This window comes from Pseudomonas deceptionensis (genome assembly GCF_900106095.1).
GTDB classification, from domain to species: domain Bacteria; phylum Pseudomonadota; class Gammaproteobacteria; order Pseudomonadales; family Pseudomonadaceae; genus Aquipseudomonas; species Aquipseudomonas deceptionensis.
On record NZ_FNUD01000002.1, the window covers coordinates 3,761,309 to 3,786,023 of the forward strand.

Sequence of the window (24,715 nt, forward strand, 5' to 3'; positions counted from 1 at the left end):
CGAAAACAGAGATTATGGGCGAAAGCGCGCGATAGACAAAACCCTTTCAGCCCTTGAGCAAACAGCTATGCTCGCACAATGATCCTCTTTCCTGACTTGCTCAACTTGCCCCGCCAATTGCGTCACCCTGAGGTGCGGGATTTGGCGTGGGTGATTCTCGCCCCGCCGATGCTGATTCAAACGCCCTGGCCACAGCGTCATCCCCTGGCTGGCAGCGACTGGGTACAGGCACCCGACCAGCTGGAGCATTGGCTGCGGGCGCTGGACAGGCACAGTGAGCCGCTGCAGCAGTGGCTGGCACTGGCGACCACCCGGCGACTGGGGCGCTATTACGAACGGCTGTGGCAATTTGCAGTGCAGCATGCCCCGGGCGTCGAACTGATCGCCGCCAACCTGCCGATCCGCCGGGGAGGTCATACCCTGGGCGAACTGGATTTGCTGCTGCGTGACCGTGACGGCGTTCATCACCTCGAACTGGCGATCAAGCTCTACCTCGGCCCCCAGGACGGTGACGGCACGGACCCTTCGCAATGGCTGGGCCCCGGCAGCAATGACCGCCTGGACCGCAAGCTCAGGCACTTCAGTCAGCATCAGCTGCCCATGTCCAGCCGCCCTGAAAGCCTCGAAATCTTCACCGGCCTTGATGTTCAGGCTTTCAGCGCACACCTGTGGCTGGGCGGCTACCTGCTGTATCCGTGGCCCGGGCATTCAGCGTCGCCGACCGGCGCCAACCCGCATCACCTGCGCGGGCGCTGGTTGCACCAGAGCGACTGGCCGGCCTTTGTCCGCCAAAGCCCGGCCGGCTGCTGGCAACCCCTGCCCCGGCACGCCTGGCTGGCCCCGGCGCACTATGACTCTGAAGGTTTATGGACCCGGCAACAGCTCAACATCTGGCTGGCAGAACTGCACCCCCAGGCGCCGGCGCAGCTCCTGGTCCGGCTGATTGAAAAAGAAGAGGGAAACTGGGAAGAGGCCGAGCGCTTGTTCCTGGTATCTGATCTTTGGCCAAATGTGCCGGGAAACCCCGATAACTGACACATCTCAAGGGCAAAATTGCACAACCCGTTTAAAGTAACCCTACTCCGTCAAACAAGAACGGAGGTTTTAGACCTGAACTGTGAGGAAACACCATGTCCTGGAAAAGCACCGCCGATCGCTACAGCCGAATGTCCATCGCCCTGCACTGGTTCATGGTGCTGTTGTTTGTCCTGATCTACGCCTCGATCGAGTTTCGCGGGATCTTCCCCAAGGACAGTGTCGGTCGCAACCTGATGAAAGACGCGCACTTCATGCTCGGCCTGACGGTCTTTACGCTGGTCTGGCTGCGATTGCTGGCCCGCACCCTGGGCGCCGCCCCCAAAATCACCCCGACACCACCCGCCTGGCAAACGGCCCTCGCCACATTGATGCACTGGGCCCTCTACCTGTTCATGATCGCCATGCCGGTACTGGGTTATCTGATCCTCAGCTACAACGAAAAGACCGTGTTCTTCTACGGCGTTGATCTGCCTGCCCTGACCCTCAAGGACGTGGACTTCGCCAAGCAAATCAAGAGCTGGCACGAACTGGGCGGCACCATCGGCTACTGGCTGATCGGCTTGCATGCCGTGGCAGGCCTGGCGCACCACTACCTGATCAAGGACAACACCCTGCTGCGCATGTTGCCCAAGCGCGGTTAAGCCTGCACTGCGAACCCCCGGCGGCCTTGCAGGCCGCCGGTGTGCACAAACACCAGACGCTTGCCCCGACCGATCAACCCCGCCTCAACCGCCTGCCTGAGCGCCATTAACGCTTTGCCGGTGTACAGCGGCTCCAGCGGCACACCCGTGGCCGCTTCGCTGTCCTGAATAAACCCCAGCAATGTTTCATCCACCCTGGCAAAACCGCCGCGACTGGCATCGATCAATTCAAAATTGCGCTCCAGGCAACCGGCCGCCTGCAAAATGGCCTCCACCTGCGGCGCCACGCCGTGGTCATCCGGCACGGCCAGCGCGCCGTATACCTGACGCGCACCGCCCTCGCCCAGCACCAGCCCGGCCAATGTGGTGCCCGTGCCGGCCGCCAGCCACCAACCGTCGTAATCATCCCAACCCGCATCCATCAGCTGTTCGCGCACCTTGCTCACCAGCGGCATGCAACCCAGAGCACCCGGCAGCCCGCCACCGCCTTCGGGTACCGGATGCAACAGCGGATACAAGGCCTGCCAGGGCGCCCAGAAACCGGGTTCATGCCTCGCCCGATAGCCGCCAAAACCCAGCCAGTGCAATTGCATGCCATAGCGTTCAAGGTCCAGGGTGGTGGGAGTTTGCTGCGGATGGCCGCGCAACAGCCCCACCGTGGCAAACCCGAAGCGCTTGCCAGCCGCCGCCAGTGCATGCAAATGATTGGAATGGGCACCGCCCAGGCTGATCAAGCCATGGGCCCCTGCGGTGTGGGCCGCCAGCAGATGCTCAGTGAGTTTGAACCACTTGTTGCCGCTGATCAGCGGATCAATCAGGTCCAGACGCAGCACCGCCACCTCAACGCCGGCCCGTTCTAGCCAGTCAGTGTGCAAACGCTGCAAAGGGGCATGGGGGCGCCAATCGATCAAGGGCAGCATTGAGGGGCTCCATTCAAAAGACTGGGAGTTTACAACAGGCCGCCACCACAACAGCTTGTCGGCTTTCACCTGCAACCTGACCAATAAACTGACTCGACCGCAGGCTTCTTGGTAAGGTGTGCGCCGAATTTCGTAGCCAGCTAACGACCTGCTGGCTGCTGCTATCTGTTTACTGACGCGAGACGCCCCAGTCATGCCCGAGCCGATCCCTCTTAAAGATCACGAAAGCGAAAAACGCCTGGTCAACAAACGACTGATCGCGTGCGCGGGTCTGGTACTGGCGATCAGTTGCGCCCTGATCGGCCGCATGTACTTCTTGCAGGTCACCGAGTTCGACTACAACTCGACGGTGTCCGAGAACAACCGGGTGCATGTGCTGCCGATCCCGCCGGAGCGTGGTTTTATCTACGACCGCAACGGCGTGTTGCTGGCGGATAACCAGCCCAGCTTCAACATGACCATTACCCGCGAACGGGCCGGCGATACCGCCAAGGTGGTGGACACGGTCATGGGCATTCTGCATTTGCCCGAAGAAGATCGCGCCGTGTTCGCCAAGGCCATGAAGCAGGCCCGCCATCCGTTTGACCCTTCGACCCTGCTGTACGAGTTGAGCGAAGAGCAAATCGCGCTGCTGGCCGTGAACCAGTTCCGCCTGCCGGGCATTGATGTCGAGGCGCAGTTCGTACGCCACTACCCCCAGGGCGACCACTTTGCACACTCGGTCGGTTATGTCGGCCGGATCAACGAGAAAGAAGCCAAGCAAGTGGATGCCACCCAGTACCGGGGCACGCAGTCGATTGGCAAAACCGGCATCGAACGGTTTTATGAAAACGAACTGCACGGCAAGGTCGGTTTTGAAGAGGTCGAGACCAACGCCCAGGGCCGGGTCATGCGCGTGCTGCGCCACACCGATGCAATCGCGGGTAAAAGCATCGTACTGAGCCTGGACATCAAACTGCAGGAAGCCGCCGAAGAAGCCCTGGGCGACCGTCGCGGCTCGATCATCGCCCTGGACCCGAAAACCGGCGAAGTGCTGGCGATGGTCAGCAAACCCAGCTTCGACCCCAACCTGTTTGTGACCGGCATCAGCTCCAGGGACTACTCGGGGCTGCGTGACTCCATCGACAAGCCGCTGTTCAACCGGGCCCTGCGCGGCCTGTATGCGCCCGGTTCGACCATCAAGCCCGAAGTGGCGATTGCCGGCCTGGACAGTGGCGTGATTTCAGCTTCGACCCGCGTGTTCGACCCCGGCTATTTCCAACTGCCCAATGTCGATCACAAATACCGCAACTGGAACCACAGCGGCGACGGCTGGGTGGACCTGAACGCCGCCATCATGCGTTCCAACGACACTTACTTTTATGATCTGGCGTCCAAGCTGGGCATCGACCGCATGCACGATTACATGGCGGAGTTCGGGCTTGGGCAGAAGGTGTCGCTGGACATGTTCGAGGAGTCTTCAGGCTTGATGCCGTCCCGTGAATGGAAGCGCAGCACCCGTCGTCAGGCGTGGTTCCCGGGCGAGACGGTGATTCTGGGGATCGGCCAAGGTTATATGCAGGTCACTCCGCTGCAACTGGCGCAAGCCACTGCACTGATTGCCAACAAAGGTGTATGGAACCGCCCGCACCTGGCCAGGACCATTGACGGTACGCCGCCGGTGGATGAGCACCCGATCCCCAATCTTGTGCTGCGCGATCCCCGGGACTGGGACCAGGTCAACCACGCCATGCAACTGGTGATGCATGACCCGCGTGGCATCGCCCGTGCGGCGGCCCAGGGTGTGCAATACCGGATTGCCGGCAAAAGTGGTACGGCGCAGGTGGTGGCGATCAAACAGGGGGAGCGTTACAACCGCCTGAAAACGGCCGAGCGTAATCGCGATAACGCCTTGTTCGTAGGCTTTGCCCCGGCGGAAGACCCGCAGATCGTGATCTCGGTAATGATCGAAAACGGTGAAGCCGGTGGCCGGGTGGCTGGCCCCGTGGTGCGCAAGGTGATGGATGCCTGGCTGCTGGACAACCAGGGGGTGCTCAAACCGCAGTACGCCAGCCCGTCGGCCAAGCCACATACGACACCCCATGTTTGAAACTGTGATTGGCAGATACACCTCAGCGCCTGCATCGCTGGCAGGCCAGCTCCCACAAGACCTGCGCCATGCCTGGTCACTGTGGGAGCCAGCCTGCTGGCGATGACATCTCAGCGGTATACCTGAAACACCTCACCGCCAGCATCGCTGGCAGGCCAGCTCCCACAAGACCTGCGCCATGCCTGATCGCTGTGGGAGCCAGCCTGCGGGCGATGCCATCTCAGCGGTATACCTAAAACACCTCAGCGCCTGCATCGCTGGCAGGCCAGCTCCCACAAGACCTGCGCCGTGCCTGATCACTGTGGGAGCCAGCCTGCTGGCGATGACATCTCAGCGGTATACCTGAAACACCTCAGCGCCTGCATCGCTGGCAGGCCAGCTCCCACAAGACCTGCGCCATGCCTGGTCACTGTGGGAGCCAGCCTGCTGGCGATGACATCTCAGCGGTATACCTGAAACACCTCACCGCCAGCATCGCTGGCGGGCCAGCTCTCACAAAAGCTCGATTGCAGGATCAATACCGCGCATCCACCGGCTTGCCGCCTTTGGGCCAGTCCTTGGCCTTGTCCACAAAGTCAGGCCGTGGCTGGTGCGAGAAGTACTGCGCCACGTCCACCGCTTCCTGATCCGATAACCCGCCCTGCCCCAACGGGAATTTCTCGTGAAAGCCGATCGGCATATTGCGTTTGACGAACGCCGCCGCCGTGTAAGTGCGCGCCATGCCCGCTCCGATATTGAACGACTCATCGCCCCACAACGGCGGGAACACGAAGCTGCCGTCCGCGTGCTTCAGGCCCTCGCCATTGTCACCGTGGCACACCGCACATTGCTGCGCATAGACCACCTTGCCGTTTTCAGGATCGGGCTTGATGTTCGGGTCAACCTTGCCCACACCCCGCCCCGCCACCTTGTCACCCGCAACGGTGTTCATTTTCATCCAGTCAAAATAGGCCACCATCGCCTGCATGTCCGGTGAAGCCACCGGCAACGGCTTGCCATCCATCGAACGACGGAAGCAGCCATTGATCCGCTCCTCCAGCGTCACTTCCTTGCCTGCCCGCGGCGCATAGCCGGGGAAGAATGCCGACACCCCTACAAACGGCGAGCCGTCTGCCACAGTGCCTGCGTTCAAATGGCAGCTGGTGCAGTTGAGTGCATTGCCGACGTTGTCCGGCAGCAATGCCTTGGTTTGCAGGTGCAGGCGCATGCCGCGCACCACCTGATCGGCATTCGCAGCACTGAGCAGGTTGGCCAGTCGCGGAGTAACAAACGCCGTGTCGTCGGTGGTCTGAGGGTCGAGCTGCTTGCGCATTTTCGCCACTTGCGCAGGGGTGATCGCCGGCGCGTCATTGCCCCAGGTGCTGCGCACAAAACTCAGGATTTCGGCAACTTCGGAATCTGCCAGCCGGGCAAAACCGGGCATGGTGTAAACCCGCGGGTGAGCCGCGGTTTGCGGCGTCTTCCAGCCGGTCAGGGTGATATGCAGCAAGGTGGTCGGGTTGGCCGCCGTAATGCCCGGGTTGCCGTTTAACGGCGGGAACATCCCTTTGACTCCGCCGCCATCCGGGCGATGGCAGTCGGCGCAGAACTGGGTGTAACCCAAACCGCCACGGCTGGTGAACAAGGTGTCCGGCGCCTTGACCGGCTCGACCGCCACGGCAGGCATCGGCAAATCATCCTTGCCCGGCGGCAAGGACTTCAGATAGCTGGCAATGGCGGTCAGATCCGCGTCTGTGAAATGCTGGGTGCTGTGGTGAATCACGTCCGCCATGTTGCCCGATACCGTGGCAAAACGGTTTTGCCCGGTCTTGAGCAACTGCACGGTGTCCTCCACCGTCCACAAGTTGCGCAGGCTCAAGGCGCGCCACTCTTCAACGGTTTCTCCGGCCAGGTAGTGCTTGCCACTGCTGCCCGCATCGCTCATGGCCTTTTCCTGGAAGGCGATACCACGCGGGGTGTGGCACGACCCGCAGTGGCCCAGGCCCTGTACCAGATAGGCGCCGCGGTTCAGCTCAGCACTTTTGTCCGGGTCGGGAGTAAAGGGCTGATTGTCGACAAACACCTGGTTCCACAGCGCCAGGCCCCAGCGCTGGTTAAACGGGAAGCTCATGTCTGCCTCAAGGTTCGCCTGTTTGACCGGGGTGACGCCCTGTAAAAGATAGGCATACAACGCACGCATATCGTCTTCGCTCATCTTGGCGTAAGACGGATACGGCATGGCCGGATACAGATTCTGGCCCGCCGGGGTGACCCCTTCACGCATGGCCCGGTCGAACTGTTCAAAGCTGTACTGGCCGATACCGGTCTCGGGGTCCGGCGTGATGTTGCTCGAAAAAATCGTGCCCATCGGCGTTTTAAGTTCCAGACCACCAGCCATCACGGCACCGTCCTTGGCGGTATGGCAGGCGATACAGTCGCCAAGCCGGGCCACGTACAGGCCACGCTCGATCAGGGATTCTTCGGGGGTGGCGGGCGGTGTCGGCTCACTGGCTTGCGCCTGAACAGTGCACAGCAACGTCAGGCCGGCAAGCGCCAGACGCGGGAAGGTAAAAAGCATCGCGTTATTCCTTTAAGGCGTCGATCTGGGGTGGTCCCCTCGAAGCGGGCCGTGCTGGTTTTGTTATTGACTCCTCACGGGTGGGTTGTACCTGCTTTTAAAGGTAGAGCGTTTGACCAAGGTCATTATTTTCAATCACTTTCTTTTGTTTCGGTGCTGTTAAACCTCCCCATCTATTTCAAGAGTCTGCCTTTATGGATCCAGGGCTTGATATTTTTTACACCCCTATACCACACCCTTTTCCGAATAAAAAAACTAGATGTTGCGTTAAGTTACGAAAGGTCCTACAGAAAACCCACCTCTCAACGTTGTAGGATCACCCATCAAAAACGAGAAGAGTCAGATATGGCCAGCCTTAGTTACATGAGCATTAAAGGAAAACATCAAGGATTGATTTCAGCTGGTTGCTCTGGCGAGTCTATTGGCAATAAATGCCAGATCACTCACCAAGACGAAATCATAGTGCTTGCCTACTCTCACGACATGGTAGCGGGGAGTGACGGTAGCGTGGGAGGTGGTCGGGGGAATCATATGCCTATCATGATTACCAAGGGGATCGACAAGTCTTCACCTCTGCTGGCGAGTGCTTTACATGAGCGCGAGGAAATTGAATGCACAATAGATCTATATCGGACCTCCTCGGTAGGCGGCCAGGAAAAATATTATTCCATACGTCTATCCGGCGCACGCATTGCACATATTAGCCTGCAAGTCCCCCATGCTGTTCGTATGAATGACGCTGAACCACAAGAGCTTGTATCTATTCGTTATCGAGACATTAGCTGGGTTCATATTCCAGGTGCCACAACCGCGTACAGCACTTGGAGAAATGAGAATGAATGAAGAATCCTGTGATATCCACGATGTGACCAGGGCAGCTTCCGATTTGGCGACTGTCGGTTGCTACCTTGGTACCAGGCATTTTATTGATGGATTTACCCGGCTACGCTTTAGCTCACTGGTTTCCTCCTACGCCAATCAGATTATACAAGCCGTTGATGAGGGGGTTATCAGCGCCTGGCGTGGGCTACAAGAGATTAGAGCCGAGCACGCCGAGCTTGAGTCCAAGGCAAAATTTTATGCTCAAAACGGTGTTGGGATTTTAGCGGGCGGCATGCAAGTTGAGGCTGGGATAGTGGTTACAGGAGCAACTGGCGGATTAGGCGTTGTGCCGGGTGCGTTTCTGGTCGCCCATGGCACAAATAATATCGCAGAGGGGGTGGCCAATATATATAACGGCCCAGATGCGCTTAGTGCTCGAGGCCCGATCAGGCGAGCTTATCAAGCTATTTTCAGAGACAGTTACAGTGGGAATGTAGCGTATTACTCAACCGACTTGTTTTTATCGGGATATGGCATGCTTCGAGCGGTACGCAAGCCTGGGGCCGTACAGTTGTTTAGATTCGATCCTATAAACAATCAAAAGGCGTACCAGCAAGCCAGTTCACTGGCTTTGCTTTTTGAAGGTTTGGCAGATGCGATAACATTGAACTCACTTACTGACACGCACCCTTCAGAAACCCATAAGGAGCAACTGTGCTTGGTGTCGAAATTATTTACGCAACACCCCTTAATTTTGGCATATAAATGCGCAATCCAACTATCACTAACGGAATATAGATTGAAGCGTAGGCTATGTATAAGGCTCGTCCTTCGAGGGGAAAAACTTCGGTTACCCCCCAGACAATTATTCCCATGAGTGGTATTGAGCACCCAAAGACCAGGCAGCACACTGATAGATAATAACGAATTTTTTGAATACTCATCCGTTCATGCCTCCTCTGCGTAGATACAGAGATTAATGTATTCCTTTGTTATAAATCAAATCTCCTTTGGGGGTTCCTGACTTGGACTTGTACGTAGCTGTCTTTGGCTTGCGTGAGCGCTTCGCGGCGTCTCGGTTGAGAACAAGGTCCGCCCATTTCCCTGCGTACACTCATGATTGCTAATTCTATCGCAGGGCTCTGCTTTGGCGTGCAGGCCCGTTCCAACAGGATCTGATGAGGATCATTCGAACAGATACAAGGGCAGCTTTTTTGTGCGAATCCGACCTGTAGTTGATCAGATCCGCTGTGGGGGTGAGCCCTGGATAGTTTTGATGGGCGCCTGCTTCCACAGCCAGCGCGGCCAGGCGTCAGATTTGCAGGGGGCCGGGGTTTTGTAGCAAGCTGCCCGCCGCCCTTCAACCGATGGAACTTGAGTGTTTGAATTAACCAGCTATCTGGGCCTGTTTCTGGCCGCCTTCGGTGCCGCATCGCTTCTGCCCATGCAGTCGGAAGCCGTGCTGGTCGGCATGCTGCTGTCCGGCAAGTATGTCGCGCTGACGCTGCTGGGCGTCGCCACCCTGGGCAATGTGCTCGGCTCGGTGCTGAACTGGGTGTTGGGCCGCTCGGTCGAGCGATTTCGGCACAAGCGCTGGTTCCCGGTCAGCGGGCAAAAACTCGACAAGGCCCAGCAGTTCTATCTGCGCTATGGCCGATGGTCGCTGCTGTTGAGTTGGGTACCGATCATCGGCGACCCGCTGACCATGATCGCAGGCGTGATGCGCGAACCGCTGTGGAGTTTTGTGCTGATCGTGACCCTGGCCAAAGGGGCCAGGTACCTGCTGTTGACGGCTGCCACCCTGGGCTGGGCGTGAACGCCCGGCCCCCGTGGGCCTTAGACGGTTTTTGCAGTGATGCTGCTTTCCATCACCGGCGGGTATTCCGGCAGCCAGGATAACGGCATCAGCTGATTGTACTTTTCATAGAACGAGGACTGAATCCGTCCGCGAATCTGCTCAAGCTGCTCGATCAGATGCGACAGCGCTTGCTGTTGCGAAGCCAGGCACACCTCGTCCTCGGACGTGTCGCTGTCAGGCAAGTTGATCGCCAGCAGTGCAATGTTCTCAGTGAAGTAAGCAGGAGCCCGCCGGCCATTGCGGTGCAACTGGTTCTCGGCGCGATAGCATTGGACAAGCCCCGTCAACAGCATCTCTGTCTTGTTCAAGCCACTGGCCAGGCGCGGTTTTATACTGCGTTTTTCTTCCAGGTTGGACTGGTAGCTGACCACCTGCTCGTTACAGGCCAGTACATCCGACTCCAGGTTGTCGAGGAACGCTTGCTTGAGTGCCATCAGCTCGTTGCGCACGTCTGCAATTTCGTCCTGATACACCTCAAGCGCTTCATTGCGACGCTTGCGGTACTTGGCAACCCCCGAATGTTGCTGCGCCTTGTAGGCACACAACTCCGCCTCCCGCTCACGCGCACTGTTCTCCAGGCGCATGAGGCGTAGTGCGTAATCGCTTATCAAACTCTGCGCGGCCAGCTCGAACGCCTGATCAGACTGTGCGCAGCGACTCACCGTGCCGGTGATATCCAGCGCGTTCAGGCGGTTTTGAATCATGCTGATCCGTGACTCGCCCCACGCGAGCACTTTGTGCCGCTCCGACTCAAGTGTCGTACGCACCTTTTCTTCAATCGCGCTCAGCCGGGTGGCTTCCACGGGGGGGTAACCCTGCTCGCCATGGCGCCTGGCGGACTCAACAATATTGAGCGTGCGCTTGAGGCTTTCAAACTCGGGCAGGATGAGTAACGGGTTGTCTGCGCGCTCGCGGCTGCGATCTGCCTGACCCAGAATATTCAACAGCTTTTTGAATAACTGCATGGCGTTCGCTCCGATCAAAGAGGTCGTGATGCCAATTCACTGATCAATACGTAACGCACGAGGCGGGCCTCGCCAGAATCGTCAGGGTCATTGAACGACTTCGGGAAAATTCAAAAAAACACATCCAGAGAAACCAGCCAAAGGAGGACGAATCAGACGCCAGTCAGCGCGACATCATCCTTGATCCCGGCAGTTAACCCTTAGTTGAGCACCATAATATCAGCGCGATAACAGGGGAACGGAAAAAATAGTGGCATATGGCTATCAACCTATCACACGTCATTGAAAAAAAAGCACTTTTTATTTTTGATTGTTGCCTTCCTGCTCTACTCAATACGTTGAATCGGGTTGCGGTGCGCCGGGTCCGTAGCTGGCGCGCACCTGCCTGATGGGCCGAAGTGATGTGCAAGATGAGAATAGCTATAGGTCTGCGCACGTCCAGTGATAAGCAAATTGATTGTTAACTTTTTCGGCCAACAAGAACCAACGCCCGTCCTTATTTCTTCTTTTGGCCTAAAGCCGCGGCCCGACCAGCCGATGCCCTTGAATGACATCAGGGCTAAAGGACGAATCCACATGGTCGGCAGCATCAACAACCTGGCATCCAGCCTCAATATCCAGAGTGCGCCCGGCGCAGCAGACACGTTCACCGGCAAGCCACAGGACAGCACGGCTCTGAGTGATACCGGCGCAGCAGCCAAGGACTCGATCAAGCCCCGGGCGGCCAGAGACGCCAATGCGGCCCCGCCGGCTGACGACAGCGATGACAGTTCGGACACGGTCAAACAGCTGAAAAAACAGATCGCGCAACTGCAAAAGCAGCTCATGCAGCAGATGCAGACACTGCAAAGCATTCAGGCCAGTGACCAGAGCGCAGACGCCAAGACTGCCGCCGTCGCTGCGGCCCAGGCCCAGGTCACCGCGACCACGGCAGCGTTGCAGGCAGCGACAGCCGCCTTGCTGCAGGCACTGACGGCCCAGGGCAGCAGCGGTTCGGGTTCGATGGTCAGTACGTCGGCCTGATCGCTGACCCTGTAGCCGCTGACGAGTAGAACGAGGCTGCGTTCAGCGGCTATATCGGCGTATCAACACACCGCCATCATGCCCGGCTCAACCGGTACAGGGTCCAGCCATAGAACGCCAGGGCCAGCCCTGCCAGCGAGCCACCTACCAGCCCTATGTAGGCGAAACCAAGCTGGCCACCCACCCAGCTACCGAGCAGCGCACCGCCGCCGATACCGATGTTGTAGATCCCTGAAAACATGGCCATCGCCACATCGGTCGCATCGGGTGCCAACGTCAGCACTTTGGACTGCAACGCCAGCCCGAACCCCATGATCGCCATCCCCCAGACAATGCTCAGCACCCCCAGGGTTTCAATCGTGCCGCTGGCCGGCCACAGCAACAGCAGGCTAAGCGTGAGCAACCCCACCGCCACCATCAGAAAGCGCTGCGGGCTGTACTTGTGAAACCAGCTGAAGCACAGCGAACCAATGATCCCGGCACCGCCGAACAACAGCAGAATCAGCGTCACCATGCTGCCATTCATGCCCGCCACACCCTGCACAAAGGGTTCGATGTAGCTGTAGGCGGTGAACTGGGCGGTCACCACGACGGCCGTCAGCACATAGATCGCCACCAGCGCCGGGCGCTTGAACAGAATCGGCAGGCTTCTGAGGGACCCCGAGTTCTGGCTCGGCAACAACGGCAAGGTCTTGGTCAGCCAAAACACCAGCAATGCAGCCAGCCCGGCAATCACGATAAAGGTGGTGCGCCAGCCCATCGCTTCGCCCAGCAGACGGCCCAGGGGAACCCCCATCACCATCGCCAGCGACGTACCGGTGGCCAGCAATCCCAGCGCCTGCACCTGCTTGCCCTCTGGCGCCAGACGCACCGCCAGTGACGCGGTAATGGACCAAAACAGTGCATGGGACAACGCTACCCCGATCCGGCTGAGCAGCAGGATCGCGAAGTTGGTCGCCAGGCTGGACAGCACGTGGCTGGCAATAAACAGTCCGAACAGCACAAGCAACAACTTGCGCCGCTCAACGTTTCGCGTCATCAGCATGATCGGCAGCGAAGCCAGGGACACCACCCATGCATAGATCGTGAGCATCAGCCCGACCCGTGACACAGGCAGATCGAAGCTGCTGCCAATGGCGGTCAACAGACCCACAGGGACAAATTCAGTGGTATTGAACACAAACGCGGCCAGTGCCAGTGCGATGACCGGTTGCCAGTTTGAGTGGGATGCAGAAGTGGGGTTGCTCATTTAAGGGGTGAACTACTCGCTATCGATGATCTGACCGGCCCATGACTTGACCTCCCTTGCTGCCAATGCTGCATACACAACACGTGCCACATGAAAGCCTGATGAGCCAGAACCACACGGGCGGCATTCTATAGTTTTCTCAAACGTCTGTTGATGAACATCTGGCGTCCAGCCGAGGCATTTAGCCGCACGAACGCCAGTGCCCTTTACAACCTTTGGTTTCAGTCGGTTTGAACCGAGGGTGAGCGCAACACAATCTCGGTTATCTCGGCCGCACGCCCCAGACGAATCGGAAAGCCGTTCCACAGGCCTGTTCCGTTGCTCACATACAGACGCATGCCATCAACCTCATACAACCCCGAAACAAAACCTTCATTGGCCCACTGGGTGAGCACATGGGGCCCGAGAATCTGCCCGCCGTGGGTATGCCCCGACAACTGCAAATCAACGCCCTGCCCTGCATTGACCACGGCACCGGTAGGGCGATGGCTCAGCAAAATGACCGGATCACCCTCAGGTGCACCCTTCAAGGCCTGCACCACATCCGGCAACGGCAGATCAAACGGCTTGGCAGCCTTGTCGGTGATCCCGGCCAGCACCAGATCACGCCCGTTATGGGTGACCAGCACATGTTGGTTGAGCAGCATGTGCAAGCCTAGCCGATCGAAGGCCGGCAGCCAGTTAAGGTAGTCGACGTAATATTCGTGGTTACCCGGGATCGCGAAAACTCCATATCGGGCGCGCAGATGCTGTAAGGGCCGTATATCGTCTGCACGGGCCTGGGGCGAGCCGTCGGCCAGATCGCCGGAGATCAGGATCAGATCCGGTTTCAGTGCGTTGGCCTTGTTCACTACACCCTCAAACCAGGGTGCTTGCAGCAATCTGCTGGCATGCAGGTCGGTGAGCTGCACAATGCGCAGGCCATCGAACTCGGCGGGCAAACGCGGCAACACAATCTCCATGGTTTTAACGTCCGGCACACGGATGGCTTGCCACACCCCCACCGCAGACAGGCCCATGCTGATCACAGCCAGCGCTGCGGCCGGTTGACGCCAGGCAAGCAAGGCTCGCCCCTTTTTTCGCGACAGGGCAAAGACGGCCACCCCGACACAATCCCTTATCAACATCAGCAGCCCCATCAACACAAGGCTGCCGAATGCCCAACCCAGCACCGTGAGCACCACACCCGGGACCTCAGGGGATGCCATGCTGCCAAAGAAAGCACGGGTGATCAGATGATGCTCGGCAATCAGTAACAGCAGTGCGCTCAGCAGCACCTTGCTGGACTTGCTCCAGGGTTGCGGCCAGATAAAACGCCAAATGACATACACACTGATTAACGCGGTGACTAAATGAAACATGACTGCTCCTGCTCAAAACCGCGAGTACTCGATGCAATCGCAGCTGCATGTTTAACAGGTTTTCACTCATCAGCGCGCAAGCAACGGAGCATCAATTCAATATCAAGGCCGTTTAACACTCAGGTTTGTCTGGCTTTTACCGGGCGCCCCTGGAGGACTGACAGTCCTGCCATACCCCGCGTATCAGCTCCTTGAGCATCAAGGCTTCGGCCCAGCGGTCAGTGATGTCGCGGCCATCGGCCCCGGTGATGGCATAGGGCGGCGGCCCCAGTTCGCAGGTAAACGACAGGCTTGACGGCGTGTCGCTACGGGCCAGCCAGTCTTCAATCCCATACCGCCACCACCCTATAAACCGGTCCAGCCATGGCCGGTGCCGGGCGAAGCTGATGGGCACCTGCACCTGTCCGCTGCTGGCGACCCGCCCGTGAAAGCCCCAGCTGTGGCGCAAAATGCGCTGGATCAACTCATCGTCTTCAGCCGTGGCCGTCTCGGGCAGTTCACGGCCCACGACGTAGTGCGACAGGTCGGCCAGCAGTTTGAGATCTGGCAGTTGCTCCAGCAGGTCCAGGGTGAAGAACAAGTCATTGGTCAAACGATAGCGGTGGGTTTCCAGCAACACCGGGAAGTCCGCCTGCTCGGCCAGCCGCTGCCAGCCTTCGACCAGCTTTATAGCCTGCGATAAGGTGCGGGGCCGCACGTCGGCCTGCAGTGTCAGGTGGTGGCAGCCGTAACGCGAAGCGACGTCGAGTGCCGCTGCCAGGTCATCCACGGTACGCGGGAATACCTGGCCTTCGATCTGTAGACCCAGGGCCCTGGCCGCACGGCTCAGGTGCCCGGCATGGGGCGCGAGCCAAAAATGATCAGTAATACCGTCAAACCCCGCAGCGGCTATTTTCTCCAACTGCGCTTCGAGTGGCAGGTCGCATTGCCCGTGATGATCCTGCATCGCCCACAGTGACTGAAACACCAGAAATTCGCGCATCTCAGCTCCTCAGCCATTTTTTGAGCGCCACTGCGCCGTCGGCCAACATGCCGGGATCGAGCGGGACTCCACTGGCAATCAAGCGTTCACACAGCTTGATATCCCGGGCGTTACTGTTGCCCTGTCCCCAGCCGCACGCCCCTTGCAAACGTTGCTGCGCATCGAGGTAAAACAGCAAAAAACCACCGTGCGCGAGGGCCCGGCTTGCCGTGGGCGGCGTGTTGGCGATCACGCCCACAGTCTGCAAGCCGTAGTCGTAGTGGTCGGACCAAAATCCGGGAATTGCGTCGAAGGGCAATTGGGCGCCCAACAGGTTCAGCGCCGCGTGATGGGCCTGATGCTCGGCATTGCGCCAGGTTTCCTGACGTTGGTATGCCTCCTGCCCCGGCAACCGGAACTCACACACATCGCCCGCGGCATAAATATCCGCCGCGCTGGTGCGCAAGTGCGCGTCAACCCGAATGCCCTGCCCCACTTCAAGCCCGGCGGCGGCGGCCAGCTCAATATTCGGCTGCATGCCCACCCCCACCACCAGCACATCGCAGGGCAGCAGCTGGCCGTCGACCAATTGCACGGCCTCGGCACGGGCGGTGCCGAGCACCGCCTCAATCGCCACATTGAGCAGCACCCGCACGCCCTGAGTGCGATGCAGATCCAGCAACGCATCGGACATGCGCTCGGGCAGCACCCGGGCAGCCAATCGCGGGCCAGCTTCCAGCACAGTGACCTGGCAGCCCAGCGTGTGCGCCGTCGCCGCCACTTCAAGGCCAATAAATCCGCCGCCGACAATCACCACCCTCGCCCCCGGCTGCAACCCTGCGCGCAAGGCCAACGCTTCATCGTGGCTGCGCAGATACAGCACATTGGCCAGCTGCGCAGGCACATTGGGCAAGCGCCGCGCCCGGCCGCCCGTGGCCAGCAACAGACCCGCGTGCCTCAACTCGCTGCCATCGGCCAACTGCAACCGATGTTGCGCCGGGTGCAGTGCCAACACCGGGTTGTCGACCCAGTGTTCGATCCCCAGGTCTGCCAGATGTGCGCTGTCGCACAGACTGCAACCCGCCAGATCCGAGGTGCCCTGCAACAGGCTCTTGGACAGCGCAGGCCGCTCATAAGGCGCATGGGTTTCGTCACCGATCAGGATCAGGCGACCGCCATAGCCCTCGGCACGCAGGGTCAAGGCGGCACGTCCGCCGGCGTGCCCGGCACCAAGAATCACCAGTGGCGCATCAACTGGAGTCATGGCCCGACTCCCAGCAGCAAGCGACCCGCCTCAACCCGCACCGGATAGGTCTTGAGGTTGACGCACACCGGCGCGCCCAGGGCTTTGCCGGTGCGATAGTCGAAGCGCCCGTTGTGTTTGGGGCACTCGATCACATGCTCCATCACCAGCCCGTCGGCCAGGTGGATGGACTCATGGGTACACAGCCCGGCAGTGGCGAAAAACTCACTGTCGGCCGAGCGGTACAAGGCATAAGTACGCGGGCCATGGTCGAAGCGCATCACATCTTCTTCGTCGATATCGTCCACGGCACACACGTCGATCCATTGATCGGTCATGATTTTTTCCTCGCAGTGTTAAAACCTAGTTGGCAGGGATGACGCGGGGTTCAGCCGGGGTGCCGGGCGTGGACGCGGTCTGCGCCACTGAGCGATGAATGAAGTAAGTCGGGTCAGTGCGCTGCTTGAGGATCGTCGGGATGATTTCCTCGAAGGCCGCCAGCAGGTTGGGGTAAGGCGCCGGGCAGTCATCACGAATCTCGGCGTGCAACTGCGCCAGCGCGTGGTAAGGCACCATCGGGTACATGTGGTGTTCAAGGTGATAGTTCATGTTCATGTACACAAACCGCAGCAGCGGGTTCATGTAAATGGTGCGACTGTTGCTGCGGTGATCGAGCGTGTCCTCGGCCAGACCGACATGCTGCGACAGGCCGAACAGATACGACAGCCAGGCACCATAGAGGCTCGGCAAGCCGATAAACATCAGCGGTAGCCAGCTTTGCAGGTACAACGCCGAGCCGATCACCACGGCATAGATCACCAGCCAGATCCGCGCGGTGCGCACCACACTTGGCCATTCGGATTGCGGGATAAAGCTTTTCTCTTGCTCATCCAGGCGCCCGGCGGCATGACACAAAACCGAACGCAGGGTATTGAAGGCATGGGGCAGGTTGAACAGGCTCAGAACCATCCGCCACAGGCTCGGCGGCCGCGGTTCGACAATCTCCGGGTCGCGCCCCACCACGATGGTGTCGGTGTGATGTCGTGTGTGGCTCCAGCGCCTGACATGGGGTTCGAACAGGCACATAAAACTCGCCACCTGATACACCGCATCGTTCATCCAGCGCGTTTTAAACGCCGTGCCGTGGCCCATTTCATGCCAGCGCGCATTGGACGCGGTGCCGTACAGCACGCCGTAAGCGATGAAGAACGGAACGCAGGCCCACGAGCCCCAGAACCAGTAGCCGCCAAAGCCGGTGGCGGCGAGGGCCAGTATCCACAGTGCGGTATCGCGCAGGGCCGGACCGTCGCGGCGCTGCATCAGTTCTTTAAGGCGTTTGCGCGGGATCGGGCATTGATACCAGTTGGCCGAAGCCAGGCCCTTCTCCACTGCGTTGGCGGCTTCGGCGCCGGTCAAACTGTAGTCCCGACGCACGGGTGGGGTTGAATGAGGCATGAGGGGGTCTCCGCAAGCTTGATTATTATTGGAACTTGCCTGGATGCAGGTGTGCATCGCAGGAGAAAATATAGGGAGCGCCCCCTCTGCCCTCAAGGCCTTGAATAGATTCACTATCAAGCTATCATCCGGGCTCAATGCGACTTGATAGTTTTCTATCAAGGCATTTTCCGGGGCTGACCATGAACAACAATAAGCGCCCAACCATCGCCACAGTCGCCACCCACGCGGGCCTGAGTGTCGCCACCGTGGACCGGGTGCTCAACGCCCGTGCACCGGTCAACGCCGAAACCGCCGAGCAGGTGTTTCAGGCCGCCGAAGCGGTCGGTTACTTCGCCGCCCGCCTGATCGGCCAGCGCATCCGCGAGCGTCGCCCGACGTACCGTTTTGGCATTTTGTTGCTGGGTACCGCCCAAGCGTTCTACGCCAACCTGGCGACGGCCATCACTGACGCCGCGCAGCGTCAGGCGCAGGCCAACCTGAGCTGCCACTTCGAGTACGTGATCGACCGTACCCCCAGCGCCATCGTCGCCCAGATCGAGCAATTGGCCGTGCAATACGACGGGCTGGCGGTGGTCAGCTTTTCACATCCGCTGATCAATGCCGCCCTTGCACAGATCAGAGAAGCCGGAGTGCCGGTGATTGCATTGCTGTCGGATATTCACGAGCAAGGGCTTGAGGCGTATGTCGGCCAGGATAATTACCGGGTTGGACGTACCATGGGCTGGTTGCTGGCGCACACCTGCAGCGCGCGCAAGGGCAGCGTCGGGGTGTTGCTCGGCGGGCACCGTTTTCTCGGTCATCAGGCGCGGGTTGAGGGGTTGCGCAGCTATCTGCAAGAACACGCACCGGGGCTGAGGATGCTCGATGCCATGATCAACCTGGACAACAACCATGTGACCGAAGAGGCAGCACTGGAGTTGTTGGCCCGGCATGCCGACTTGCGCGGTTTGTGCGTGGTGGGTGGGGGTGGCGACGGGATTATCAGCGCATTGGCGCAGCTGCCAAAACGTCCGGCGTTGTGCAGCATCCTGCCGGAATCGACGGACTTGTCGCATCAGGCCCTGGAACAAGGGCTGATCACCCTGGTGGTGGACTCCCAGCCACAACTGATCGCCACGGCGCTGATGGACTTGCTGGTGGAGCTGCAAACAGCGCCGGCGTTCGACCCGCTCCGGCACCGCATCCATATCCCGTTGCGGATCGTCACCAGTGAGAATGCGCAGCGCTTCACACCCTCACTGTAGAGACCGGTGCATCCCCTCTCCTTGCGGGTAAGGGCTTTTGACGTTGCTGATTCAAGGCAGATTGAACGGCGTAACAATCTGCACTTGGGACGACGCAACAGACTCCGCTTTCCATAGCCGGTGGAATTGCAAAATATGCAAGAACACATGCCGGGCATCGATCTGCAAATTATGGTCGATGACCGCCGCCATTTTTTCCTCAGCCAGCAATTGGCGGTTTTCTTCGTCCAGATCGTGGCCAATAAATACCGCCAGCGGCCGCCCAAGGGCTGCAAAGGCATCGACTATCGCCCGATTGCCACCGCCCACGCTGTACACCGCTTTCAAACTCGGGCAGGCCTTTAACGCTTGAGTCACACGAGCAAAAGTCGGCTCATAAGCACCAAAACCCTCGCTGATATCCAGCACCCGCAAGTGCGGCGCACGACCGCGCAGCCAGGCGCGAAAACCCATTTCGCGCTCTTCTTCGCCGCGAAAACGCTCACTGCTGATCACCACCGCGACCTCTTGCGGCGCCGTGTCCAACCAGCGGGACAGCAGGTACGCGGCGGTTTGCCCGGCATTGCGGTTGTCCATGCCAACGTAAGCAATGCGCTTGCTCTGGGGCAAATCGGTGACCAGCGTCACCACCGGGATACCTGCGGCGACCAAGTGATTGACCGCCAGGTTGATCAGCGGCTCATCAGCCGCCTTGAGTACCACACCCTGACTGCCCTTCCCGGCGCAGCGCACAAGCAGGTCGTGCATCTGCTGCGCATCGATCTCTTCGAACAGATGAAAGCGCGGCGAAATGCGGAACGGCGCCATGCTCCCCAGTTGCGCGGTCATGGCCTCTTGCACCGCCTTGCTGAAGCGCTTGGGCGTGTCCATGATCACGTCGACATAAAACGTTCGGCCCACCGCCAGGCCGTTTTTTTCCTGTGCCTCCAGTTCGTCCAGCGCCTGTTCGATACGCCGCCGGGTCTGGTAGTGAACGCTGCCGCGCTGATGCAGCACGCGGTCAACCGTGGCTTTGCTGACCGCCGCCTGAGTGGCGATTTGCTTGATCGAGAAGTGTTTGGCACGGCTGAGCATAGGGATAGGCACGCCTTGAGACTGAGGTTTTTATGAGGTCTTTTCGGGCAATCGTGAGGTGCGTGCAATGCTAGTCTCGGTTCCACGAGGTGTCACCCGATGATCTCGACAACAATAAAAACCGCAGGAGCCGTTCATGTCTGAAGCCGATTTCTCCACTCAATTCGCAGGCCAGTTTTTCGTTGTCACCGGCAGCACTCAAGGCTTGGGCGCAGCGGTCGCGCATACCCTGGCCCGTCGGGGGGCAGCGGGCCTGATCATTTGCGGGCGCAGCCGCGACAAAGGCGAGGACCAGGTGCGGCAGCTGGCGCAACTCGATTGCCAGGCCTTTTTCGTCGAAGCCGACATGGAGCGTGTTGAAGATTGCCGCGCCGTGATCGCCGCCGCCCGTGAGCATTTCGGCAGCCTGCACGGGCTGGTCAATTGCGCCGGAATGTCAGATCGCGGCAGCATCCTCGACACCTCGCCGGAGCTGTTCGACCGGATCTTCGCGGTCAATGTGCGGGCGCCATTTTTCCTGATGCAGGAAGCCATCAAGCTGATGATCAGCCAGAACGTGGAAGGCGCCATCGTCAATATCCAGAGTGTCAGTGGCCATGGCGGGCAATCATTTCTCTCGGCGTACGCGACCTCCAAGGGCGCACTGGCGATCCTCACCAAAAACGTGGCCTTCAGCGCCCTGCGCAATCGGATCAGGGTCAACGGCCTGAACATCGGCTGGATGGACACGCCCCACGAGGACCAGATCCAGCGCGAGTATCACGGCGCGCAAGCGGGCTGGCTCACCGAGGTAGAGCAGAGCATGCCGTTCGGGCGCCTGCTCAAGCCTGCCGAAGTGGCGCGCAGCGTGGCGTTTCTGCTGTCCAGCGAGTCGGGGATGATGACCGGTGCGGTGATTGATCTGGAGCAAGGTGTAATGGGCTGCGGTGACGGCTCGACGCCGCGACCTGAGGCTCCGCTGACACTGGGTGCGGCATGACCCCCCTCGCGGCCTTTGTACGGGCAGACACGGTGGCTCTGGCTGACTTTGCAGCGCTGTGTGAACAGACCGTCGACCCGGCGGACTACCCCCATAGCAACGCCGTACAGCGCAAGGTGGTGATTTATCACGCCGATACATTGCGCCAGGCCCTGGCAAGCGACCCAACGGCGCTGAAGAACGAACTGCATCATCTGTTCCGCCACGGACCGGGGGTGATGGTGGTGCGCGCGGCCTACAGTGACCCCGGGGTGATCGATCGGCATAGCCGCGTGTTGGCGGCAATCCTGGCTCAAGAAGCACAGCAGGGGCAGGCCGCAGACCACTTTGCCAAGGCCGGGGCCAACGGCCGTCTTTGGAACTCGCTGCAAAAAACCGCGCTGCACTCCCCCGACTCGTTCATCGAGTACTACGCCAATCCGTTGCTTGGGCTCATTGCTGAATCGTGGCTGGGGCCGCACTTTCAGATTACCGCCCAGGTCAATGTCGTGAACCCGGGAGGTCAGGCGCAGCAGCCTCACCGCGACTATCACCTGGGCTTCCAGACGGTGGACGAGGTCGAGCGCTTTCCGTTGCCACTACAGGTGATGTCGCAGTATTTGACGTTGCAGGGGGCGATTGCTCATACCGACATGCCGCTGGAAACAGGGCCCACTCTGCTGCTGCCGTTTTCACAACAGTACGACTTGGGGTATCTGGCATGGCGGCACGAAGCATTTAACGACTACTTCCAGCAATACGCGGTGCAACTGGCACTGAACAAAGGCGACCTGCTGTTCTTCAACCCGGCGCTGTTTCATGCCGCCGGAAGCAATATCACCGCAGATCGGCAGCGCATGGCCAACCTGCTGCAAATATCCTCGGCGTTTGGCAAACCGATGGAAAGCCTGGACCGCGACCGCATGATGCAGGCGCTCTACCCTGCCCTGCTCAAGCGTCTGCAACAGGATGAGCTGGATGACCAGGGGCTGGCGTCTGTGATCGCGACGGCAGCTGACGGCTATTCATTTCCCACCAACCTCGACAGCGATCCGCCCTTGCACGGCATGGCGCCTAAGACCGGGCAGCAGTTGATGCTGCAAGCCCTGACTGAACGCTGGCCATATCCGGTGTTTGAACAACAGGTCAGCCTTATGCGCAGCAAGCGTCAGGCGTGATCGTCCGTTGTCTCTCCCAACGGAATAATCTGCGCGCTGCCATGCCGAACCCCGCGTTCGGCCATCACATGACGCGCCAGCTCCGACACCTCCCCGACCTTCCCTTTGAGCACTGACACCTCCATGCACCGGCCATGATCCAGGTGCACATGCAGCGTCGACAAGGTCAGGTCATGGTGTTCATGAAAGGCCGTATTAAGCCGCTTGGAAAGCTCCCGCGTGCCGTGGTCATACACATAACTCAGGGTCGCCACGCAGGCATCGTCAGGATCACCCTTCTCCGGTTCCAGCAGCCCGGCGCGCAATAAATCGCGTATTGCTTCGGAGCGCCCCTGATAGCCGTGGGTGCCCACCCGCTCATCAATGGCAGCCAATAAAGCATCGTCCAGCGAAATAGTGACCCTCTGCATCTAATCGGCCTCGCAGTTATGAACTTTTGACATAGACTTCATACCCAGCATCTGATCAGGCCAATAGCCATCAATTGAGGGAGACGCAGTGTGAAGCAGTCACGGACGAAACAACAGCTGGCCTTGTGGATGATTGGAGCCTGCCTGAGCGCTGGCATCTCGACGGCCTGGGCCGCCGATCCGGCCCCCACGCTGACCTATTCATGGCCGACCAATGCTGGGCCGCTGGATCCCCGAGGCTATTCGCCAAACCAGATGTATGCCCAGGCCATGGTCTATGAACCCTTGGTGCGTTACACCGCACAGGGCACGCTGGAACCTTGGCTCGCTACTCAGTGGAGCGTGTCGCCGGACGGCAAGACCTACACCTTCACCCTGCGCGACGACGTGACCTTCAGTGATGGCAGCCCGTTCAATGCTGCCGCCGCCAAGGCCAACCTGGACGCGGTGCTGGCCAACAGCAAACGCCATCAGTGGATGGAACTGGTCTCGACCCTGGAGCGCGTCGAAGCGCCTGATGAGCACACATTGGTGCTGGTGCTCAAACACCCTTACTACCCGACCCTGATGGAACTGGCGCAAGTACGCCCGCTGCGGTTTGGCGCACCCGACGCCAGGCCGGGCACGCCGGTGGGTACCGGGCCCTGGGTACTGGCGCAAACCCGGCGTGGCGAATATGACCGCTTCGAGCGCAACGAGCGGTACTGGGGCCAAAAACCGGCCTATGGCTCAGTACTGGTCAAGGTCATCTCCGACCCGGACAGCCGCGCCATTGCCCTGCAAACCGGTGAAATCGACCTGATCCAGGGCGCCGACGGCGAAATCTCCCCGGGCACCTTCGTGCGCCTGCGGGACTCGGGTTTCAAGACCGCCATTTCCGCACCACTGGCCACCCGCACGGTGGCCATGAACACCGGTCTGACGCCCACCAATGAGCTGTCAGTGCGCCAGGCAATCAACCAGGCGGTGGACAAGGACACCATCATCGCCAAGGTGCTGCATGGCCAGGAACCCCGCGCCGATGCGCTGTTTGCCAGCAACATGCCGTATGCCGACCTTGGCCTCAAGCCATTGCCTTATGACCCTGAACAGGCGAAGAAAACCCTGGAAGCCGCTGGTTGGAAAGTCCCGGCGGGCAAGAGCATTCGCGAAAAAGACGGCAAGCCCCTGAGCACCGAACTGGTGTTTCTGGGCCCCAGCGCCCTGCAAAAAAGCCTGGCCGAGATCATTCAGGGCGAACTGGCCAAAGTCGGTATCGAGGTCAAATTGCGCGCTGAAGAAGACGGCGCACTGGTCCAGCGCCAGCGTGAGGGCAAATTCGGCATGATCTTCGCCGACACCTGGGGTGCGCCCTATGACCCGCACTCGTTTGTCAGCTCCATGCGCTACGCCGGCCACGCGGACTATATGGCTCAGCGCGGCTTGCCGATGAAGGACGCGATCGACCACAAGATCGCTGAAGTGCTGGGCGAAACCAGTGAAGACAAACGCGCCGGGGATTACCGCGAAATCCTCACCACCCTGCATGACCAGGCGGTGTACCTGCCGATCTCACACCTGACGGCCATCAGTGTCAGCGGTAAAAACGTCGACAACGTGCAGTTCGGCAGCACGCTGTTTGACGTGCCGTTCGAGGTCATGCACCCAACCACCGGGAAACCATAAC

Annotated in this window: 22 protein-coding genes; 11 read left to right on the forward strand and 11 right to left on the reverse strand. The window is 59.6% G+C overall.

Going from position 1 to position 24,715, the window contains the following annotated elements:
• Positions 1 to 78: 78 nt before the first annotated feature.
• Both BLW11_RS17240 and BLW11_RS17245 read left to right on the forward strand, forming a co-directional pair.
• Positions 79 to 1,035 (forward strand): DUF1853 family protein, encoded by a 957-nt coding sequence (locus tag BLW11_RS17240; RefSeq protein WP_048361611.1) that lies wholly within the window; start codon positions 79 to 81, stop codon positions 1,033 to 1,035.
• Positions 1,036 to 1,130: 95 nt separating this feature from the next.
• Entirely contained in the window at positions 1,131 to 1,679 is a 549-nt protein-coding gene (locus tag BLW11_RS17245; RefSeq protein WP_048361610.1) for a cytochrome b, read from the forward strand.
• Here BLW11_RS17245 and BLW11_RS17250 read toward each other — a convergent pair.
• Positions 1,676 to 2,599, reverse strand: coding sequence for a 1-aminocyclopropane-1-carboxylate deaminase/D-cysteine desulfhydrase (locus BLW11_RS17250; protein WP_048361609.1), 924 nt, complete (start codon positions 2,597 to 2,599; stop codon positions 1,676 to 1,678). The two genes, BLW11_RS17245 and BLW11_RS17250, sit on opposite strands and share 4 nt — an antisense overlap.
• 193 nt (positions 2,600 to 2,792) lie before the next feature.
• Here BLW11_RS17250 and mrdA point away from each other — a divergent pair, with 193 nt between their 5' ends.
• Positions 2,793 to 4,688 (forward strand): penicillin-binding protein 2, encoded by a 1,896-nt coding sequence (mrdA, locus tag BLW11_RS17255; RefSeq protein ID WP_048361608.1) that lies wholly within the window; start codon positions 2,793 to 2,795, stop codon positions 4,686 to 4,688.
• A 514-nt stretch (positions 4,689 to 5,202) separates the two neighbouring features.
• Here mrdA and BLW11_RS17260 read toward each other — a convergent pair.
• Entirely contained in the window at positions 5,203 to 7,245 is a 2,043-nt protein-coding gene (locus tag BLW11_RS17260) for a c-type cytochrome (RefSeq protein WP_048361607.1), read from the reverse strand.
• Between the two features lie 51 nt (positions 7,246 to 7,296).
• Between BLW11_RS17260 and BLW11_RS24250 the strand changes: the two genes are divergently transcribed.
• From BLW11_RS24250 to BLW11_RS17280, 3 genes are all read left to right on the forward strand, one after another.
• On the forward strand, positions 7,297 to 8,088 hold the full coding sequence (locus BLW11_RS24250) for an Hcp family type VI secretion system effector (protein WP_338152530.1): 792 nt from the start codon (positions 7,297 to 7,299) through the stop codon (positions 8,086 to 8,088).
• Positions 8,081 to 8,944 carry a DUF4225 domain-containing protein gene (locus tag BLW11_RS17270; RefSeq protein WP_074836846.1) on the forward strand — a complete coding sequence of 288 codons (864 nt, stop codon included), beginning with the start codon at positions 8,081 to 8,083 and terminating at the stop codon, positions 8,942 to 8,944. The genes BLW11_RS24250 and BLW11_RS17270 overlap by 8 nt, the downstream gene beginning before the upstream one ends.
• 501 nt (positions 8,945 to 9,445) lie before the next feature.
• The gene (locus BLW11_RS17280) at positions 9,446 to 9,883 is read left to right on the forward strand and encodes a YqaA family protein (RefSeq protein WP_048361606.1); all 438 of its coding nucleotides are present in this window, start codon (positions 9,446 to 9,448) and stop codon (positions 9,881 to 9,883) included.
• A gap of 20 nt (positions 9,884 to 9,903) precedes the next feature.
• Here the strand turns inward: BLW11_RS17280 and BLW11_RS17285 are convergent, their stop codons facing one another.
• Positions 9,904 to 10,890: a hypothetical protein gene (locus tag BLW11_RS17285; RefSeq protein WP_048361605.1), complete on the reverse strand. Its 987-nt coding sequence runs from the start codon at positions 10,888 to 10,890 to the stop codon at positions 9,904 to 9,906.
• Between the two features lie 576 nt (positions 10,891 to 11,466).
• On the opposite strand from BLW11_RS17285, the gene BLW11_RS17290 reads away from it, so the two are divergent.
• A complete protein-coding gene (locus BLW11_RS17290) occupies positions 11,467 to 11,913 on the forward strand; it encodes a hypothetical protein (protein WP_053069575.1) in 447 nt (148 codons plus the stop codon).
• Between the two features lie 76 nt (positions 11,914 to 11,989).
• On the opposite strand, the gene BLW11_RS17295 is transcribed toward BLW11_RS17290, so the two are convergent.
• The 6 genes from BLW11_RS17295 to BLW11_RS17320 form a co-directional block, all read right to left on the reverse strand.
• Positions 11,990 to 13,162 carry a sugar transporter gene (locus BLW11_RS17295; protein WP_048361604.1) on the reverse strand — a complete coding sequence of 391 codons (1,173 nt, stop codon included), beginning with the start codon at positions 13,160 to 13,162 and terminating at the stop codon, positions 11,990 to 11,992.
• 221 nt (positions 13,163 to 13,383) lie between these two features.
• Positions 13,384 to 14,523, reverse strand: coding sequence for a metallophosphoesterase (locus BLW11_RS17300; protein WP_048361603.1), 1,140 nt, complete (start codon positions 14,521 to 14,523; stop codon positions 13,384 to 13,386).
• A 136-nt stretch (positions 14,524 to 14,659) separates the two neighbouring features.
• Positions 14,660 to 15,505, reverse strand: coding sequence for a sugar phosphate isomerase/epimerase family protein (locus tag BLW11_RS17305; protein ID WP_048361602.1), 846 nt, complete (start codon positions 15,503 to 15,505; stop codon positions 14,660 to 14,662).
• A 1-nt stretch (position 15,506) separates the two neighbouring features.
• Entirely contained in the window at positions 15,507 to 16,748 is a 1,242-nt protein-coding gene (locus BLW11_RS17310) for an NAD(P)/FAD-dependent oxidoreductase (RefSeq protein ID WP_048361601.1), read from the reverse strand.
• Positions 16,745 to 17,065, reverse strand: coding sequence for a MocE family 2Fe-2S type ferredoxin (locus tag BLW11_RS17315; protein ID WP_048361600.1), 321 nt, complete (start codon positions 17,063 to 17,065; stop codon positions 16,745 to 16,747). Before BLW11_RS17315 ends, BLW11_RS17310 begins: the two co-directional genes overlap by 4 nt.
• A gap of 25 nt (positions 17,066 to 17,090) precedes the next feature.
• Positions 17,091 to 18,182 (reverse strand): fatty acid desaturase family protein, encoded by a 1,092-nt coding sequence (locus BLW11_RS17320; RefSeq protein ID WP_048361599.1) that lies wholly within the window; start codon positions 18,180 to 18,182, stop codon positions 17,091 to 17,093.
• Positions 18,183 to 18,364: 182 nt separating this feature from the next.
• On the opposite strand from BLW11_RS17320, the gene BLW11_RS17325 reads away from it, so the two are divergent.
• Positions 18,365 to 19,429: a LacI family DNA-binding transcriptional regulator gene (locus tag BLW11_RS17325; RefSeq protein WP_048361598.1), complete on the forward strand. Its 1,065-nt coding sequence runs from the start codon at positions 18,365 to 18,367 to the stop codon at positions 19,427 to 19,429.
• Between the two features lie 51 nt (positions 19,430 to 19,480).
• On the opposite strand, the gene BLW11_RS17330 is transcribed toward BLW11_RS17325, so the two are convergent.
• Positions 19,481 to 20,503, reverse strand: coding sequence for a LacI family DNA-binding transcriptional regulator (locus tag BLW11_RS17330; protein ID WP_048361597.1), 1,023 nt, complete (start codon positions 20,501 to 20,503; stop codon positions 19,481 to 19,483).
• Positions 20,504 to 20,639: 136 nt separating this feature from the next.
• Here BLW11_RS17330 and BLW11_RS17335 point away from each other — a divergent pair, with 136 nt between their 5' ends.
• Both BLW11_RS17335 and BLW11_RS17340 read left to right on the forward strand, forming a co-directional pair.
• Positions 20,640 to 21,482: an SDR family oxidoreductase gene (locus tag BLW11_RS17335; RefSeq protein WP_048361596.1), complete on the forward strand. Its 843-nt coding sequence runs from the start codon at positions 20,640 to 20,642 to the stop codon at positions 21,480 to 21,482.
• Complete coding sequence (locus tag BLW11_RS17340) at positions 21,479 to 22,639, forward strand: phytanoyl-CoA dioxygenase family protein (protein ID WP_048361595.1); 1,161 nt, start codon at positions 21,479 to 21,481, stop codon at positions 22,637 to 22,639. Before BLW11_RS17335 ends, BLW11_RS17340 begins: the two co-directional genes overlap by 4 nt.
• Here the strand turns inward: BLW11_RS17340 and nikR are convergent.
• Positions 22,630 to 23,049, reverse strand: a complete 420-nt coding sequence (gene nikR, locus BLW11_RS17345) for a nickel-responsive transcriptional regulator NikR (protein ID WP_048361594.1) — start codon at positions 23,047 to 23,049, stop codon at positions 22,630 to 22,632. The genes BLW11_RS17340 and nikR overlap by 10 nt on opposite strands.
• Positions 23,050 to 23,139: 90 nt before the next feature.
• Here nikR and nikA point away from each other — a divergent pair, with 90 nt between their 5' ends.
• A complete protein-coding gene (gene nikA / locus BLW11_RS17350) occupies positions 23,140 to 24,714 on the forward strand; it encodes a nickel ABC transporter substrate-binding protein (protein ID WP_048361593.1) in 1,575 nt (524 codons plus the stop codon).
• Position 24,715: the final 1 nt, after the last annotated feature.